This is a genomic window from Chryseobacterium sp. CS2K3, from assembly GCF_059515185.1.
Window position 1 is genome coordinate 147,129 of the sequence record NZ_JCAKRW010000008.1, and the last position, 16,015, is coordinate 163,143.

Sequence of the window (16,015 nt, forward strand, 5' to 3'; positions counted from 1 at the left end):
AAGTAAAAAGTAAAAATGGCAGAAATTCTTGACGGACTTAAAGTATCCAAGGAAATAAAAGCTGAGATCAAAGCTGAAGTGGAAAAAATCCTTGCAAGCAAAAGAAGAGCTCCGCACCTTGTAGCAATCCTTGTGGGAAACAACGGTGCAAGTAAGGCTTACGTAAATGCTAAAGTGAAAGACTGCGAAGAGGTAGGGTTCCAATCAAGCTTAATCAAATTTCCAAGCACAGTTTCAGAATCTGAACTATTGGAAACAATTGATGAACTGAATAAATCTAAAGCAGTTGACGGATTTATCGTTCAGTTGCCTTTACCGGATCAGGTAGATCAGGAGAAAATCATCAATGCTATTGATCCAAGAAAAGACGTGGATGGGTTCCACCCTGAAAACTTTGGAAAAATGGCTCTTGAAATGGATACTTTCTTACCTGCTACCCCTTTCGGAATCTTAACATTATTGGAAAGATATAATATTGAGACTAAAGGAAAAGACTGTGTAATCATCGGAAGAAGTAAAATTGTAGGAAGACCAATGAGTATTCTTATGGGAAGAAAAGATTTCCCGGGAAACTCTACTGTAACTCTTACCCACTCATATACTAAGGACATCGAAGAATATACTAAAAAGGCAGACATCGTTATTACCGCTTTGGGAGATCCTCACTTCTTAAAAGGAGAAATGATCAAGGAAGGTGCTGTAATTGTAGACGTTGGTATTACAAGAGTAGATGATGATTCTCCAAAAGGATATTACCTTGCTGGTGACGTAGACTTTGACAGCTGCGCAGCAAAAGCAAGCTGGATCACACCAGTACCCGGAGGAGTAGGACCAATGACGAGAGCGATGTTGATGAAAAACACCATCATTGCTTATAAAACTTCGGTCTATAACGACTAATTTTAAAATGAATAAAGAACAAGATATTTTATTAAAAGAAGGTAAAATGCTCCCTGTGATGGAGCATTTTTACACTTTACAGGGAGAAGGAGCACACACTGGAAAAGCCGCTTATTTTATAAGATTAGGAGGCTGCGATGTCGGGTGTCATTGGTGCGATGTAAAGGAAAGCTGGGACCCAGCACTTCACCCGTTGATGGATGCTGTAGAAATTGCAGAAACCGCGGCTAAACATTGTAAAACAATAGTTCTTACAGGTGGAGAACCTCTAACGTGGAACCTGGAAATCCTTACCTCTAAACTAAAGGAACTTGGATGTACCATTCACATTGAAACTTCTGGCGCCTATCCAATGAGCGGACATTTGGACTGGATCACTCTTTCACCAAAGAAAACAGGACTTCCAAAAGAAGAAATTTATCAAAAGGCTCACGAGCTTAAAGTAATCGTTTTCAATAATCATGACTTTGCATTTGCACAAGAACAGGCTGCAAAAGTTTCAGAAAACTGCAAGCTTTATCTTCAAAGTGAATGGAGCAAGCGAGATGATATGTATCCTAAAATTACGGACTTCATTTTGGAGCATCCGGAATGGCAGGCATCCGTTCAGACCCATAAATATCTGAATATCCCATAAAAAGATGTACATTAGCTAGCCGTTTCCGTAATAACCTTGATAGATGCAGAGAATTCGATACTCTAGATACCTGAAATCAATCATTATTTTGCTTGACCTCATGGTTATTGCATCTATCTTCATATTCTTTTTTATAAGCAGAAACGAGAACCTAAGATACCATAAAGAAACCTGGTATCAAAACACCTTTTCCCTTATTCTCATATTTTTGTTTTGGGTACTCCTGAGTGGTAGAACAAAAATATATAATATCCCGAGAAACTTAACCTATACTTTGTATCTTGAAAGGCTTTTGGTACACTTTATATTCTTTATTCTGGGCGTTCTGCTTATCGGAAAGGTCAGCAATAATGTATTTTTTAATTCAGATATATACTGGCTTTCATTTTATCTGTTTATCTTCATTTTTCTGGCAAAATCACTCATTTATTTTTCCATTAAATACCTGAGATCTTTAGGGGTAAACTACAGGAACATTATGTTTTTAGGAGATGGTGATTCTACTGAGATCTTAAAAAATATATTTAAAGATCGTAAAGATTATGGATACAGGATATTTGAACACGAAAATAAAGATATTAATGCTGATGAATTAGTTAATCTCTGGAAAAAAAACGGAATTCATACCCTGTTTCTATCTACAGAAAACTCCTATGATGAAAGATCAGAATCTGAAATTTTCAGATTGGCAGAAGAGAATAAGGTTCATATTTCACTGATTCCGAGTATTACTCAAAGTGATTTTTTCCTTTATGATTTAGCTTATATTCAGACCCAGCCTGTTCTTAATCAGGCAAGATACCCATTGGATTATTATTCCAATTTTCTGATGAAAAGAGCATTTGACATTATCTTTTCAATATTGGTAATGGTTTTTGTTTGTTCATGGATGTTTCCGATTATTGCCCTCTTGATTAAAATGACTTCAAAAGGACCGGTTTTTTTCCTTCAGAAAAGATATGGTTTCCATGAAGAGGTATTTAACTGTATTAAATTCCGGACAATGGTGGTAAACAATGAATCCACAACAAAAACCACCAGTGAAAATGATTCAAGAATAACTTCTATAGGTAAATTTTTGAGAAAAACCAGCCTTGATGAACTTCCACAGTTTATCAATGTATTGAAAGGGCAAATGTCTGTTGTAGGACCCCGTCCCCATATGCTGGCTGTTGATAATTATTATAAACCAAAAATCGGAAGATACAGTTTAAGAAGTATGGTAAGCCCCGGTATTACTGGTCTTGCACAGGTAAACGGACTTCGCGGAGATTTTGGTGATGTGGAAGTGGAGATGAAAAAACGTGTATTGGCTGATGCCTTTTATGTAAGGAACTGGAGTTTTGTTCTGGATCTTGTGATTATATTAAAAACGGTCCTTCTTGTAATTGGGGGCGATAAAAACGCAAAATAAAGCTGGGATCATGGTTAGAATAATTTTAACATTTTCCGGACTTCAGTCTTCAATTCAACCCTAGCCTATTTCAATAAAAAAGTCTAATTTAGCAGTATGTTAAAAAAGTTTTTCACAGCAATAGGGGAATACATTATCCTTTTAGGAAAATCCCTGCAGAAACCCCAGAAAATGAGGGTTTTTTGGAAGCTGTTCATGAGAGAAATTAATGATTTGGGAGTAAATTCTTTCGGACTTGTAGTCTTCACATCAATATTCGTGGGGGCTGTAGTTGCTATTCAAATGTTTAATAACTTTGATGCTTCTTCTTTTCCTATCCCGCCTTCATTTGTAGGATATGCAACAAAAGCGGTACTTGTACTGGAGTTTGCACCTACCATCATCAGTTTAATTTTAGCAGGTAAAGTAGGTTCATACATTGCCTCAAGTATTGGAACGATGAGGGTTTCCGAACAGATTGATGCGTTGGATATTATGGGAGTAAACTCACCCAACTTTTTGATATTTCCGAAAATCATTGCCTGTATGATTTTTAATCCCCTTCTTATTGCTATTAGTATCGTATTTGGTATTGGTGGAGGTTATATTGCCGGGATTTTAACAGGTAACTGGACGGAGAATGACTATATTGTAGGGATTCAGATGTATATGCCGAATCTGTTTATCTATTATGCATTTACCAAAACCATAGTTTTCGCATTCATTATTGCCACAGTACCATCCTATTTCGGATACTTTGTGAAAGGAGGATCGTTGGAAGTAGGTAGAGCAAGTACACAAGCTGTGGTATGGACAATGGTTTTTATTATCATTTCCGAGTTAATTTTAACCCAATTAATATTAAGCTAATGATTGAGGTAAAAGATCTTAAGAAAAATTTTGGCGATGTTGAAGTACTTAAGGGAATTTCAACGTCATTTGATAAAGGAAAAGTAAATCTCATCATTGGGCAAAGTGGTTCTGGAAAAACAGTATTCCTTAAAAGCTTATTGAATGTTTATATGCCGTCATCAGGAGAAATTCTGTTTGATGGACGCGATGTGAATACGATGAACCGTGAAGAGAAACAGCATCTTCGCTCAGAAATCGGAACCGTATTCCAGGGAAGTGCATTGTTTGACTCTTTAACAGTGGAGGAAAACATTATGTTCCCACTGGATATGTTTACCAATCTTACTTACAGAGAGAAAAAGAAAAGAGTTTTTGAGGTAATCGGAAGAGTGCATCTTGATAAGGCTGAAAGAAAATATCCGTCTGAAATATCAGGAGGAATGCAGAAAAGGGTGGCTATCGCAAGGGCTATTGTAAACAATCCCAAATATTTATTTTGTGATGAGCCCAACTCAGGGCTAGACCCTTATACCTCCAAAATCATCGATGATCTCCTATATGAGATTACTAAGGAATATAATACAACAACCATCATCAATACGCATGACATGAACTCTGTAATGACGATTGGCGAAAAAATTGTATACCTAAGACTCGGAATCAAAGAATGGGAAGGGAATAAGGACATCCTGATCACTGCAGGCAATAAAAACCTGATTGACTTCGTTTATTCTTCAGAACTATTCAAAGAACTGAGAGAATATTTACTTGAAAATAATAAAACGATTGAGAATACAAAATTAGACGATAATGAAAAAGGTACTTAGTATAGCGTTAATAGGGTTTTCAATGTGGGCTTCTGCACAGATTTCACTGGCAGGTAAAGCAAACTTAATCTTTCCTACCGGCTCACCTTCATGGTCCAACATTAAAGGAACAGTGACTGATGCCGTAGAGGGAACAGGGAAAAACAATGTAGGATTCAACGTGGGTCTTTCATTAAAGGTAGGATTGCCTACTTCATTATTCTTAATGCCGGAGGTTTATTACACTCACTTTAAGAATGAATTCACTACTGAAAATACGACTTTTGATGTAAAAAGCAACCGTATCGACGTTCCTGTTCTTTTAGGATATAACGTTTTAGGAAATATGCTTGGGGTATTTGTAGGACCTGTAGGAAGCTTTAATCTGAGTAAAGACAACACTTACAATGATTTCAAGGAAAATGCAAAAAATGACTTTACAGTAGGATATCAATTCGGGGCACAGCTTGAAATCAAAAAGCTTATTGTAAATGCAAGATATGAAGGTGCATTCAGCAAGGATGAAAGAAATTTTATCAACAGAGTTTCCGGTTCGGAAATCAGATATGATAACAGACCTAATTTATTTATGCTAGGGCTGGGATATAAATTTTAATCAACACTCGAAAATAACAACTTTAAAAATCCTCAAATTTTATATTTGAGGATTTTGATTTTGATTATCAAGTTCAGCCTGACGTTTTGCAATATCAGCTGCCTGTTTCTCCAGTTCTTCTTTTTCTTTCTGAAGCTGTTTGAATTCTTTTTTCTTTTGTTCAGCCTTTATAGCACTTCCTTTACTTACATATCCTACCATACCTCCGATGATCAGCCCGATACCTACTCCAGCCATCATTCCCATGACATGAGAAATTCTGATCTGCTCTACAGCAAAATCAGTAGTAAGATAAAAAAGCAATGCTGAAACAGCTAAAAGGATAAGTCCGGTAATTGATAAACTCTTCATAATATTGTGTTTAAGTGATTATATTTAAAAAGCCTTATCAAATTTACTAAAAATTAATAAGCCTTTCCCCGGGAATAGATTTTAATTCTGTGAATGTTTTAATAACCATTTTATTTCACAAAACTTTCTCTTCCCATAAAAAACAATTATAAACAAAAAGAAGGACTTAATTTCATCAACCAGTCCTCCCTCTCTATAATAAGCAATAAGCTATATTTTTCCTCCCGCAGCCTTATAATACTCTAAAGCCTTTGGTAAGTCTTTGTTAATATCCGAGATTCTTGTTTCCGGATTAGGGTGAGTTGACAAGAATTCCGGTTGTCTTGCTCCTGAAGAAGCAGCTTCCATTCTATTCCAGAAAGGAATTGCAGCTCTTGGATCATATCCAGCCATAGACATCAGGTAAAGCCCCATTTCATCAGCTTCTGACTCCTGACCTCTACCATATTTCAATAAGGCAACCTGAGATCCGATAGGATATACTTTCTGGAAAACACTTGCCCATTGAGCATTTGAAATAGCTCCTCCAAGAATAGCTCCTCCGTACTGAGCCATCATCGCTTGTGAAATTCTTTCGTTTCCGTGACCAGCCAGTGCGTGGGAAACCTCATGTCCCATTACTACAGCAAGTCCGTTGTCATCTTTTGTAATTGGTAAAATTCCTGTATAAACAGCTACTTTACCTCCAGGCATACACCATGCATTTAGTTCATTACTTTGCAAAAGAGCAAATTCCCAGCTGTAATTGGCAAGATCTGCTGATCTTCCTATACTCTGGTAATATCTTTCCGCTGCGCTTTTTATTCTGTTTCCTACATTTACCACTCTCTTTGCATCTGCTGTTCCGGTAATAAGCTTACCTTTAGACAATGTCGTTTTGTATTCCTGTGCAGACATTGTTAAAATTTCTGAATTATTCGCCAACTGTAAAGACGACCTTCCGGTAATCGGGTTGGTAGTACAAGCAGCAATCGACAGAGCGAATGCTCCAAATCCTAATAGATGTGTAACTTTCATAGTTTGAGTGTTAATAATTCAACCTTAACAATTTTTATTCCAAAATATTCCAGAAAGAATATATTTGCATACATTTTGCTGTTTAAATTTAATTAATTTATATCAATCATGAAAAAGTATATTTCTCTTCTGATGATTTTCGGGGCATTGTTCTTTTTTCAGAGCTGTGCATCCCAGGGTTCTTCAGATCCTGCAGTAGTGAATACGTTGGTAGATTCCCAGGAGTTTACATTCTATGCACAAAGAGCGAATCCCACGAATTATGATGTCATCAATGTCATGAATTCGATGCCGAATTCAACGTCTACCAGAATGTTGAACTTAAACGGAGATTATACTATTGATGTTACTAAAAATAGTGTAGACGTAGTATTACCTTACTTCGGAAGATTATTTAATCCTACTTACGGAAACACGAATGACAACGGATACAGATTCACTTCAAAGGACTTCACCGTTGATAAAACTCAGAACAAAAAAGGCACATGGATTGTAAAAATCAAGCCTAATGATGTAAAAACTACACAAGAGATCATTATAGAAATCTTCAAAAGCGGTAAAGCATTTGTTGCTATAAAAAGTAATGATAGACAACCGATTTCTTATGACGGATATATTTCTAAAATAGAGGTAAAACATGAAAAAGAAAAACTTTAATGTCTGTTTTCACCCGATAAAAATTTTTCAACAAATAATTTTGCTTCAGTGCTTGGATTGGAAACCATCTCTGAAGCATTTTTTTTATGCATCTGATAGGCTTCTTCTACTGTATTGCTTTTCTTCATCAGGGATAAAATGTATTCCTGAACCCAATATTCAAACCGTTTTTCTGCCTGCTGGGTTCGAACCTCATCAAATCTTCCCTCTTTCTTTTTAAGCTCTATAAATTCTGAAATTTTATCATAAACATCCTGTAATCCTTCATTTTTTAAAGCAGAACCCAATAATACAGGAATTTTCCAGCCTTTTTCTTTAGGTGGAATAAAATCCAGCGCTCTTTTTAGTTCAAGTCTTGTATTTTTTGATTTCTGAAAATTATCCTGGTCTACTTTATTGATAAAAATGACGTCAACCATTTCCATAATTCCTCTTTTTATTCCCTGAAGTTCATCTCCACCACCGATAATTTTAAGGAATAAGAAAACATCGGTAATATCAGCGACCAAAACTTCTGACTGCCCCACTCCAACGGTTTCAATTAAAATATAATCATAGCCTGCAGCTTCACAGATCATCATTGTCTCGAATGTTGTATTGGCGACTCCTCCTAAAAATCCTGAACTCGGAGAGGGGCGGATAAATGCATTTTCTTCTTTGGCAAGCTCTTCCATACGGGTTTTATCCCCGAGAATACTTCCTTTGTTGATTGAAGAACTTGGGTCAATGGCAAGAACAGCAACTTTTTTACCCTGAGCAATTGCCAATCTACCGAAACTTTCAATGAATGTAGATTTTCCGGCACCAGGGACCCCTGTTACTCCAACTCTTACGGAATTTCCCGTTAAAGGCATAATTCTTTTCAGAAGATCTTCCGCCTGTATTCTGTGCTCAGCCTTTTTACTTTCAACTAAAGTAATAGCTTTCGCGATCAGGCGTTTGTTTCCTGATTTTATTCCTTCTGTTAGTTCTTCTGTAGAAAATTTCATTGATTCAAAATTAATAATTAAAATGGGAATGGTCAATAGCTGGTATCCAATGAAAAGACAAAAGCTTGAATTCTTTTGATTTCACATTTATATTTGTATTAATTTAATTTTTATTTCTTCTAAATTAAAACTACAACACGCTGTATCAACGGGTTCCGGAATTTATTACATTTGTTATATATCAAAATAAGAAACATGAAAAAACTCATTGCTGCGGCATCGTTTACTGCTATCCTTTTAGTTTCCTGTACTCCAAAAGCATCTACTGCTGCTACAGCCGGAACTTCAACATCTACTGCTGAAGAGATCGCTCAGGGAAAAACTATTTTTGAGAATTCTTGTGGAAAATGTCATAAGCTACCTGATCCTGCTTCACATAATTCTGTACAATGGGTAGGTATTATGAATGCAATGGCTCCAAAGGCAAAGCTTACGGATGACCAGCACAAATGGGTTTATGATTACATTGTTTCTGTGAAAAAGTAATTCACCAAACAAATAAAGGTATGAAAAAACTAATCTTAAGCGGTATTGCAGCATCAGCATTCCTGATTTCCTGCGGACCAAAAAGTACGGCTGTAACAGGACCGAAGTATACCTCATCCGAACAGTTGGCTCAGGGAAAGACCATTTTTGAAAATTCCTGTTCAAAATGCCATAAACTGCCGGAACCCACCAAGCATGATAATCAGGGCTGGATCAATACACTGAGCAGAATGGCTCCTAAAGCCAAACTTACTGATGATCAGCATCAAATGGTGTATGATTATCTGATCTCTGTAAATAAAAAATAAGCTTTCCAAGGAAAGCTTATTTTTTTTTCTTTTATGGTAAAAATTTATCTTACAATCAGTTTTTCTGTTTGTACTTTATCACCCTGCTGAATATGTACCATATAAATTCCTTTTACAAATCCTTTTGTAGAAATTGCCTTTTTTGAAACAGAATCTCTGGAATCTGAAAATACAAGCTTACCATATATATCAAATACTCTTATCATTATTTCCTTAGAAGAATAATCTGTATTTCCTACAAAAAACTCGTCATAAGTCGGATTAGGGAATACTATAAATTTTCTTTCTTCTTTAGCGTTTTTGGAAACTAAAGAAACAATACATTCCTGAGGTACCGTAAAATCTTCTACCTGATCATCACTAAGATGACCAGCTCCTGCAGAGGCTCCTAGTCCAAGACCTCTTTTCGCAAATGTGTTCCATATCATACATTGGTCTGCTCCTGCATTTCCTATAGCATCTGCTTCAAGAATAGCATTTCTTCCATCTATAAAGGATGGATTACAGGGTTGTAATTTCAGACCATCCATTATAATTTGTAAAACTCTTGCATTTCCTGAAGTTGTATTGGCAATGACATCACTGTTATATCCATATTTCTCAATATACTTCCAGGTAAGATCCCATAGCATGGTAGCCCAAACAAAACCTATTTCATGAGAGTTAAAAGCTTCATTAGTTTTTGCATAGGTATAATTGTTTACACTAAAATCCGGAGAATATTTTGCCATTCTTATGCCTCCTCCTGTGGTGGGTTCTGCATTCATGTAAGTTCCTAATCCTCTTGCCATACCTGAAGTATCACCTGGTCTTGCTGTAAGTAATAAAGCGAAATAATCTGACCAGCCTTCTCCCATCTGTTCAGCAGAATTAAGGCAGTTATATCCCTGTCCCGTCAATCTGTCTGAAATACCATGTCCAAATTCATGGGTGACAATTCCGTTATCCAAGCTTGAGTGTTTAAAACCTTTATAATCAAAGTTTAAGGTAGCATTTACCGTTACTCCAGAATTTAGCTGATTCATCAGATTTTCTCCTTCTACTTTTCCCATCATAATGGAGGGAATATTGATAGGTCCTGCTGTATTATCATTGGGCATTGTAAATGGAATTACACTTAAGGGATTATAAATAATTGCTCCAATAGCTCCTGCCTCCTCCATTCGTTTTACTTTGCTTGCGTAGGTACATGTTCCTCTTTTTGCAAATCCTATCTTGCCGTTCATACTTCCTGCGACCAAAGGGCTGCATGCATCATCAGGGATAGAAAGCATTACATCACCTGTTACAGCCTGCCCGCTTAATAGAAGAGATCCAAAATCAGCTCCTGCCGTTATCGCTTTAGGTCTATTGACCATTGATGCCGGAGAATTATACTGATATCTTATAATAGGATCATTGGCGGTTTCTATTCTGTCCCAAAGATACATCTGCATTCTTGGAGCCTCAGAAATAGGAGTTCCGTTCACCATCATTTCGTATCCGGAATTAAAAAATGCATTATTAAGACCACTTCCATCGAAAGCTTCCGCTCTTACTGCATCATTCCCTATTCCTCCTTTCCCGAAATTATTGGTCTGAAAGTTCCTTGCTGTTTCTGTAAATCCAAATCTATAGAAGATATCATGCAACTTATTATTCATATAAAACAGATTTGTAATTGCGGCATCTCGGTAAGCCATAGGATTCTCATTCCGTCCATCAGCGAAGGGAAAATTAAAATTAAGACTGCTTCCGCCATCAGGGGAATATCCCGGAGTATCTGTATTATCCTGATCTGAATAAGCATAAGCATTATTCCCTCGTGTATTAGTATAATTATTTGTGCCGTCAGAATGCCATCCTTCAGGGGATGCGGTTTGGTCCCAGGGGTTATTAACGATTGACCGGGCACCAAATGACGGAGCCTCAAGGGGTAAAGGAAAGACATTATAGGAGGCTGCTGAAGGGGATAACGTTTTGTCTTTATTGATCTCAACAGATGACAATGGTTCTAAAACCGGCTTTATTAGGTCATTATCAGAGCTATTACTAAAATTACAGTAATGCGTTTGATTTGTTTTCTGTAAGATTTCTCCTGTTTCTGCTTCTGCAACTACATGCCATACATCCGAAGATCTTTTATCTTTAACCATCATCTCTTTGGCAAGAATAAATAACCCGTTATTTTCAAAGTATATATCAGGAAGGTAAGTGATATTCATTACTTCTTTCAACCCGAGTCTCTGTTTTACAATTTCTTCTGAAAACTGAGTTTTAGGCTGTTTTAATCCGGCAATCGTAATGTTTCTGCTGAAAGCATTTTTTTCAGAAAGTATTTTACCTTCTTTGATGAGTACTTTTCCTAATGCATTATATACTCTTATCCCATTAAAGGTCTGCTGTATATTTACAATATTTACACCCAAACTCTTGGAATTATCTTCATTTAAAATAATAATTCCGCTTTTATCGCTACTGCTATTCTTTTGAGTCAATACCTCCTGTTTTTGGTAATATTCTTTAATAACATCTAAAGTATTCTGTGCTTTAACAGGATTCGAGAAAAAAAATACAGCCATTGATACTGATAATAGACCTAATTTTGTGTTCATGGGATAGTTTTTATGTATAAAAATATAAATAAAAAAACATAATAACGAATAGATTTACAAGCATATACAAAAAAAAAGAAGACTTATTCAGCCTTCTCTGTTTGATTATTTTCAGGCATTTTCTCCTGAACCAGTTTTTCTCTGTCTTCCAGAATATCAAGTGTACTTCTGCAATAGCTAAAGGTTCTTGCTTCCTTGAGTATTTCTAAAGCCTTTTTATGATCTCCTTTCCTTTCGAATAAAAGTGATTTACAGTTTAGAATTTCCGCTTTATCAATTCCTTTTATTTTTAAAGCGTATTCAATAAGTTTTTCTGCTTCTTCGTAATCTTCATTGCTTAAAAGACATTCAATATAAAATTTGGGTGTATTGACATTCGCTATATTACTTTGCATTGCTTCTTCAAAGTATTTTTTCCCTGTTTCATAATCTTTTAACACCTCTGCATACACTCTTCCCATAAGGCATAGGCTGTCTGCATCTTCCGGTTCATAGGAAAGTGCATAGTTCAAAGCATCCAGGCATTCGGACATATTGTAAGGGAAATAGTCCAGCGCTTCGAAATAGTATTTATTTTTAGTTAAGGTCATTGCAGTAATTTTTTAATTCGTTTTTAAGGTTATTTCTCTTTTTCTTAAAGGATTTATCCTGATGAATATTCTTAAAATCAGTTCCTAAAAATGTACGGATCGGATTGCCTCGCTCTACCTGTAAATGCTGGTTCCATGTTTCTTTTATTCTGTTTTCCAATTGCTGAATATAAGTGCTCAACACTTTTTCTTTTAATCTGATAATAGAGAGCTTTTTATTATTCAGTTGCGATCTTGTATCCTGTACAAATACGGATTCATTTGTAGGGATGTGAGTAGCGCGAACGGCTGTATTTACTTTATTAACATTCTGCCCACCACTTCCCTGACTTCTTGTTGTCTGAAACCTGATGTCTTTTTCATTGAAGTCAATGGTCTCAAAATTTTCTAATTCGAATATGCCAATAAACCATTTATTCCTCTTGTGTAGTTTTCTGAAAGTACTTTTCCCTTCCCAGCAGATGCTTCCCTGCCAGGTCTCCAGAAATTCTTTGATATTCTTTCCTTTTAAGAGTATACTTACTGATTTTACGGTCATATTTACATCGCCATTTTCACGGTGAATGATTTCGTAATCTATATTATTATCTTTTGTTTCTTCAAGAAAGGTTTTCAATACCTTGGATACAACCCACTGGCATTCTAAAGGACCTCTTCCAGAAGTTATCTGTATTAATTTTTCCATTGTTATTTTGGTATTTTGCTTAATAAAGGTTTACCAATGGGGGTTATACCCTTTTCCAATAATTCTTTTGCAGCTGTTACCGCCCAGCATTTGTCACTGGAATGAATATTCCTGTAGAATGAAAGCAGAACATCTGGTCTTACCACAGTAAACCCATTGGTTTCCACTGTCTCAAGATCATTCCTTTCAAAAAAATCAATCGTGATTCTATGAAACTTTTCATCTTCTGATTCTACTGTTTTTTCATATCGCCTGAAATTTTCTTTACTTGGCAAATGATCGTAACGGGTCCATACTTTCTGAAATCCGTCCTGTAAAAGGATTGTCACAACTTCAGCTACATTTTCTTTCCTTACAAAGACATCTATATCCTTATGATCATGGGCGTGTTTATATTCTGTATGTCCTTTTTCAGACATAAAATGCCATGCCCATCCTCCTGATATAATGACTTTATTCTTTATTTTTTCTAAAACTTCAAGTCCCAACTGAATTCTGCGTTCAGACCAGACTTCTCCGTATCTTTTTATATTATGAGGTGCTCCCATTTTTTTGTTTTTAATAATTGTTCATGCTCTATCTTTATTAAACCTTATAGGTTTTGAAAACCTATAAGGTTTGGATATCAGCACAAAACATTTCGTTTTAATGAATAGCCATTTATTTGTCCATTCTCACAATTCTTGGTTGAAATGTTCCCAGAATGTCTACCAATTCACTTTGCGCATTCATTACTTCATGAATATCTTTATATGCCATTGGGGCTTCTTCTGTATTTCCACCCATCAGTGTAACATCTTTTAGCTTCAATTCTTTTTTAATATCATTCTGAGTAAAAAGACTTCTGCATTCTCCTCTTGAGTGAGCTCTTCCTGCCCCATGTGAAGCTGAATTCAAAGAATCTGGATTTCCTTTTCCACGGACGATAAATCCTTTTGCCGTCATAGATCCGGGAATCATTCCCAGTTCATTTTCATTGGCTGGGGTAGCTCCTTTTCTGTGAACAATTACTTCTTTGCCATAGTGAGTTTCCTTCCATGCAAAATTGTGATGGTTCTCAATTCTAGCTTTTACTCTTCCGCCTACGGCTTTTACCAGTCTTCTGTGAATATCATCATGACATGCCGATGCATAGTCTCCCGCAAGATTCATGGCTGTCCAGTATTCCAAGCCGAGATGTGTACTTAAATCCAACCATGCAAACTGTTGTGCTTCTTTAGGTAACGGGCATTGATCAACTGCTACTCTTGAATAGTACTGAGCAATCTCAGCTCCCAGCCCTCTTGAGCCGCTATGAGAAAGGATTCCCAGATATTTTCCTTTTGGTAAACCGATCTGTTCATCTTCTTCTGTAATTTCTACTTCTCCGAATTCTACAAAGTGATTTCCGCCTCCTGAGGATCCCATTTGTTTAATGGCTTTACCTTTTAATCTTCGAAGAATCGGGATTAAGTCAAATGTGTCCCTATCGAAGATTTCATGGTCAATATGAGATTTATGAGTTTCATACATCCCAAATTTTGTATGTTCGGCAAGAGCTTTTTCATATTTATCTCTTGCTCCGTTCAGATATGAAACGGGAGTATCCAAAATACTAAGACTCATTCTACAGCCGATGTCCATTCCTACTCCGTAAGGAATTACGGCATTTTCTACAGCCAAAACGCCTCCAATCGGAAGTCCATAACCGCTGTGTGCGTCAGGCATCAATGCGCCTTGGGTAGAAATTGGCAGTTTCAAAGCTGTGTACAGCTGATTTTTTGCTTCTTCTGAAATATTATTCCCGAAGATCTGAAAACCTGCGCGCTGAGAGTTCAGCATTCTTTTTTCTGTTTTTTTGGATGAAAGCAAAGTTTCTGCAATCTGTCCGAAAGTAAGGTCTTTCTCAAAGTTCTCCGGATGAACCAGGATTTCTTTTAAAAGAGATTTTACATAATGAATGTTTTTGGTTGCAAAATTTCTTTTCATGACCTCCAAAGCAACGTTTACACTTTGATTATTTGGATAGCCCAGTTTTAATATATCTTTTCCTTTTAGTTTTAAATTTCCCATTGTTTTTGTTTTAAAAATCATCAGAACTACAAGTCCTGAAAACATTCTGCAATCTCTGTTGCAGACATTGTGCAGGTAAAGTATTTCCTGCTTTTGATAAGATCTGTTTCATATTCCATTTTCCATGGATTAGATTTTCCGTGCATTTTTTTCTGAAGAATTCCTACAATTTTATGCTGTCCCAAATATTCATCCAGTTCTGCCTGCTCTTTCTCAAGCTCGGCATCTATTGGTTTTTGATGGGTAATCATATGAGGTCTTGTCCTCAGAATATATCGCCACGGTTCAGTAAATTCGTAATAAGTGTCATAGCGTTTCCGAAAGGGACAGTATTCTTCTTTTTTTATAAAATACAGCCTTTCTCTAGGGGTAAGTCCAAATTTCGGACAGCTCCAGGAAAATGAAGAAATACGCTTAAGTTTTTGCTCTCTTTCTACATATATTCTTCGTCCAAATTTTCTTTTCTTTTTTAAAAACTGGCGGCTTCCGGAATACATGTAAGTATTGATTTTCTTTAAAAGCTCTTCAAAGAACTCTCCATCGCTACTCCTCATAACATCATCCCTTACTACAAAGAACCTTACGAATCCTAATTGGTAGGGATTTTCCAAAGGAATCAATGGAATATTTTTTCTTATGTTCCAGACTTCCTTACTACGTTTATACTTTTTTCTTATCTGTTTTTCTACATCTTTTTTTATTGTTCTTTTTCTGCTTCTCAGACTTCTTAGCCGGTAAAACAGAAGGTTATCATTTTCCATGTAAGACACAGGATACCAGATGCAAGACCCGAAATACCGGATTTGCTCTTAGGCTATTTTCTTAATCAACTAAAATATTAGTTGAGTGGATTAATAATGATGAACTGGTATAGTTTTGAGGCAAACCTCAACCTATTTTGTTCTTAATAACACTTAAAAGATTTCGGGGAAACGTGAGTTTGAAATATTGCGCAATAAAAAACCCGAAATCTCTACGACTTCGGGTTTTGATATTGTATTTTACTATTTTTCTAAGAGTGTACCAAACCGCGAAGCCTTACCACCATAAGGGGTAATCCAACTGTAGAATTCTGATTTGTT

At 36.2% G+C, this 16,015-nt stretch carries 18 protein-coding genes; 9 read left to right on the forward strand and 9 right to left on the reverse strand.

Translation table 11 applies throughout. The annotated features are described in order from the left end of the window. The first annotated feature begins 15 nt into the window (after positions 1–15). The 6 genes from AC5YGG_RS14945 (at position 16) to AC5YGG_RS14970 (ending at position 5,204) form a co-directional block, all read left to right on the forward strand. On the forward strand, positions 16–900 hold the full coding sequence (locus AC5YGG_RS14945) for a bifunctional 5,10-methylenetetrahydrofolate dehydrogenase/5,10-methenyltetrahydrofolate cyclohydrolase (protein WP_496145264.1): 885 nt from the start codon (positions 16–18) through the stop codon (positions 898–900). Between the two features lie 7 nt (positions 901–907). Next, positions 908–1,537 carry a 7-carboxy-7-deazaguanine synthase QueE gene (locus tag AC5YGG_RS14950; RefSeq protein WP_496145265.1) on the forward strand — a complete coding sequence of 210 codons (630 nt, stop codon included), beginning with the start codon at positions 908–910 and terminating at the stop codon, positions 1,535–1,537. Between the two features lie 43 nt (positions 1,538–1,580). Continuing rightward, on the forward strand, positions 1,581–2,951 hold the full coding sequence (locus AC5YGG_RS14955; RefSeq protein ID WP_496145266.1) for an exopolysaccharide biosynthesis polyprenyl glycosylphosphotransferase: 1,371 nt from the start codon (positions 1,581–1,583) through the stop codon (positions 2,949–2,951). Positions 2,952–3,047: 96 nt separating this feature from the next. Then, on the forward strand, positions 3,048–3,800 hold the full coding sequence (locus AC5YGG_RS14960) for an MlaE family ABC transporter permease (RefSeq protein ID WP_496145267.1): 753 nt from the start codon (positions 3,048–3,050) through the stop codon (positions 3,798–3,800). Continuing rightward, on the forward strand, positions 3,800–4,609 hold the full coding sequence (locus tag AC5YGG_RS14965) for an ABC transporter ATP-binding protein (RefSeq protein WP_496145268.1): 810 nt from the start codon (positions 3,800–3,802) through the stop codon (positions 4,607–4,609). The genes AC5YGG_RS14960 and AC5YGG_RS14965 overlap by 1 nt, the downstream gene beginning before the upstream one ends. Continuing rightward, a complete protein-coding gene (locus tag AC5YGG_RS14970) occupies positions 4,593–5,204 on the forward strand; it encodes an outer membrane beta-barrel protein (protein WP_065396384.1) in 612 nt (203 codons plus the stop codon). Before AC5YGG_RS14965 ends, AC5YGG_RS14970 begins: the two co-directional genes overlap by 17 nt. A gap of 39 nt (positions 5,205–5,243) precedes the next feature. Here the strand turns inward: AC5YGG_RS14970 and AC5YGG_RS14975 are convergent, their stop codons facing one another. Continuing rightward, complete coding sequence (locus AC5YGG_RS14975; RefSeq protein WP_496145269.1) at positions 5,244–5,555, reverse strand: hypothetical protein; 312 nt, start codon at positions 5,553–5,555, stop codon at positions 5,244–5,246. A gap of 210 nt (positions 5,556–5,765) precedes the next feature. Beyond that, entirely contained in the window at positions 5,766–6,572 is an 807-nt protein-coding gene (locus tag AC5YGG_RS14980; RefSeq protein ID WP_496145270.1) for a M48 family metallopeptidase, read from the reverse strand. A 108-nt stretch (positions 6,573–6,680) separates the two neighbouring features. Here AC5YGG_RS14980 and AC5YGG_RS14985 point away from each other — a divergent pair, with 108 nt between their 5' ends. Further along, positions 6,681–7,229, forward strand: a complete 549-nt coding sequence (locus AC5YGG_RS14985; protein WP_496145271.1) for a DUF4251 domain-containing protein — start codon at positions 6,681–6,683, stop codon at positions 7,227–7,229. Here the strand turns inward: AC5YGG_RS14985 and meaB are convergent. Next, positions 7,226–8,218 (reverse strand): methylmalonyl Co-A mutase-associated GTPase MeaB, encoded by a 993-nt coding sequence (gene meaB / locus AC5YGG_RS14990; RefSeq protein WP_496145272.1) that lies wholly within the window; start codon positions 8,216–8,218, stop codon positions 7,226–7,228. The genes AC5YGG_RS14985 and meaB overlap by 4 nt on opposite strands. 195 nt (positions 8,219–8,413) lie before the next feature. On the opposite strand from meaB, the gene AC5YGG_RS14995 reads away from it, so the two are divergent. Together AC5YGG_RS14995 and AC5YGG_RS15000 are read left to right on the forward strand one after the other, a co-directional pair. Next, positions 8,414–8,704 carry a c-type cytochrome gene (locus tag AC5YGG_RS14995; RefSeq protein ID WP_496145273.1) on the forward strand — a complete coding sequence of 97 codons (291 nt, stop codon included), beginning with the start codon at positions 8,414–8,416 and terminating at the stop codon, positions 8,702–8,704. 20 nt (positions 8,705–8,724) lie between these two features. Beyond that, positions 8,725–9,012, forward strand: a complete 288-nt coding sequence (locus tag AC5YGG_RS15000) for a cytochrome C (RefSeq protein ID WP_496145274.1) — start codon at positions 8,725–8,727, stop codon at positions 9,010–9,012. A 44-nt stretch (positions 9,013–9,056) separates the two neighbouring features. Here the strand turns inward: AC5YGG_RS15000 and AC5YGG_RS15005 are convergent, their stop codons facing one another. From AC5YGG_RS15005 to AC5YGG_RS15030, 6 genes are all read right to left on the reverse strand, one after another. Next, positions 9,057–11,606, reverse strand: a complete 2,550-nt coding sequence (locus tag AC5YGG_RS15005; protein WP_496145275.1) for a T9SS-dependent M36 family metallopeptidase — start codon at positions 11,604–11,606, stop codon at positions 9,057–9,059. Positions 11,607–11,689: 83 nt separating this feature from the next. Then, positions 11,690–12,196, reverse strand: coding sequence for a tetratricopeptide repeat protein (locus AC5YGG_RS15010; RefSeq protein ID WP_496145276.1), 507 nt, complete (start codon positions 12,194–12,196; stop codon positions 11,690–11,692). After that, positions 12,183–12,881 carry a peptide chain release factor H gene (gene prfH, locus AC5YGG_RS15015; RefSeq protein ID WP_496145277.1) on the reverse strand — a complete coding sequence of 233 codons (699 nt, stop codon included), beginning with the start codon at positions 12,879–12,881 and terminating at the stop codon, positions 12,183–12,185. The genes AC5YGG_RS15010 and prfH overlap by 14 nt, the downstream gene beginning before the upstream one ends. Before the next feature lie 2 nt (positions 12,882–12,883). Then, complete coding sequence (locus AC5YGG_RS15020; protein WP_496145278.1) at positions 12,884–13,429, reverse strand: nucleotidyltransferase domain-containing protein; 546 nt, start codon at positions 13,427–13,429, stop codon at positions 12,884–12,886. 112 nt (positions 13,430–13,541) lie between these two features. Beyond that, complete coding sequence (locus AC5YGG_RS15025) at positions 13,542–14,933, reverse strand: RtcB family protein (RefSeq protein WP_496145279.1); 1,392 nt, start codon at positions 14,931–14,933, stop codon at positions 13,542–13,544. A 26-nt stretch (positions 14,934–14,959) separates the two neighbouring features. Beyond that, on the reverse strand, positions 14,960–15,694 hold the full coding sequence (locus AC5YGG_RS15030) for a hypothetical protein (RefSeq protein WP_496145280.1): 735 nt from the start codon (positions 15,692–15,694) through the stop codon (positions 14,960–14,962). Between the last annotated feature and the right edge of the window lie 321 nt (positions 15,695–16,015).

Excerpts from the sequence above, each read along its gene's own strand:
- AC5YGG_RS14945 (WP_496145264.1), top strand. The coding sequence starts at position 16 with ATGGCAGAAATTCTTGACGGACTTAAAGTATCCAAGGAAATAAAAGCT.
- AC5YGG_RS14950 (WP_496145265.1), top strand. The coding sequence starts at position 908 with ATGAATAAAGAACAAGATATTTTATTAAAAGAAGGTAAAATGCTCCCT.
- AC5YGG_RS14955 (WP_496145266.1), top strand. The coding sequence starts at position 1,581 with ATGCAGAGAATTCGATACTCTAGATACCTGAAATCAATCATTATTTTG.
- AC5YGG_RS14960 (WP_496145267.1), top strand. The coding sequence starts at position 3,048 with ATGTTAAAAAAGTTTTTCACAGCAATAGGGGAATACATTATCCTTTTA.
- AC5YGG_RS14965 (WP_496145268.1), top strand. The coding sequence starts at position 3,800 with ATGATTGAGGTAAAAGATCTTAAGAAAAATTTTGGCGATGTTGAAGTA.
- AC5YGG_RS14970 (WP_065396384.1), top strand. The coding sequence starts at position 4,593 with ATGAAAAAGGTACTTAGTATAGCGTTAATAGGGTTTTCAATGTGGGCT.
- AC5YGG_RS14975 (WP_496145269.1), bottom strand. The coding sequence starts at position 5,555 with ATGAAGAGTTTATCAATTACCGGACTTATCCTTTTAGCTGTTTCAGCA.
- AC5YGG_RS14980 (WP_496145270.1), bottom strand. The coding sequence starts at position 6,572 with ATGAAAGTTACACATCTATTAGGATTTGGAGCATTCGCTCTGTCGATT.
- AC5YGG_RS14985 (WP_496145271.1), top strand. The coding sequence starts at position 6,681 with ATGAAAAAGTATATTTCTCTTCTGATGATTTTCGGGGCATTGTTCTTT.
- meaB (WP_496145272.1), bottom strand. The coding sequence starts at position 8,218 with ATGAAATTTTCTACAGAAGAACTAACAGAAGGAATAAAATCAGGAAAC.
- AC5YGG_RS14995 (WP_496145273.1), top strand. The coding sequence starts at position 8,414 with ATGAAAAAACTCATTGCTGCGGCATCGTTTACTGCTATCCTTTTAGTT.
- AC5YGG_RS15000 (WP_496145274.1), top strand. The coding sequence starts at position 8,725 with ATGAAAAAACTAATCTTAAGCGGTATTGCAGCATCAGCATTCCTGATT.
- AC5YGG_RS15005 (WP_496145275.1), bottom strand. The coding sequence starts at position 11,606 with ATGAACACAAAATTAGGTCTATTATCAGTATCAATGGCTGTATTTTTT.
- AC5YGG_RS15010 (WP_496145276.1), bottom strand. The coding sequence starts at position 12,196 with ATGACCTTAACTAAAAATAAATACTATTTCGAAGCGCTGGACTATTTC.
- prfH (WP_496145277.1), bottom strand. The coding sequence starts at position 12,881 with ATGGAAAAATTAATACAGATAACTTCTGGAAGAGGTCCTTTAGAATGC.
- AC5YGG_RS15020 (WP_496145278.1), bottom strand. The coding sequence starts at position 13,429 with ATGGGAGCACCTCATAATATAAAAAGATACGGAGAAGTCTGGTCTGAA.
- AC5YGG_RS15025 (WP_496145279.1), bottom strand. The coding sequence starts at position 14,933 with ATGGGAAATTTAAAACTAAAAGGAAAAGATATATTAAAACTGGGCTAT.
- AC5YGG_RS15030 (WP_496145280.1), bottom strand. The coding sequence starts at position 15,694 with ATGGAAAATGATAACCTTCTGTTTTACCGGCTAAGAAGTCTGAGAAGC.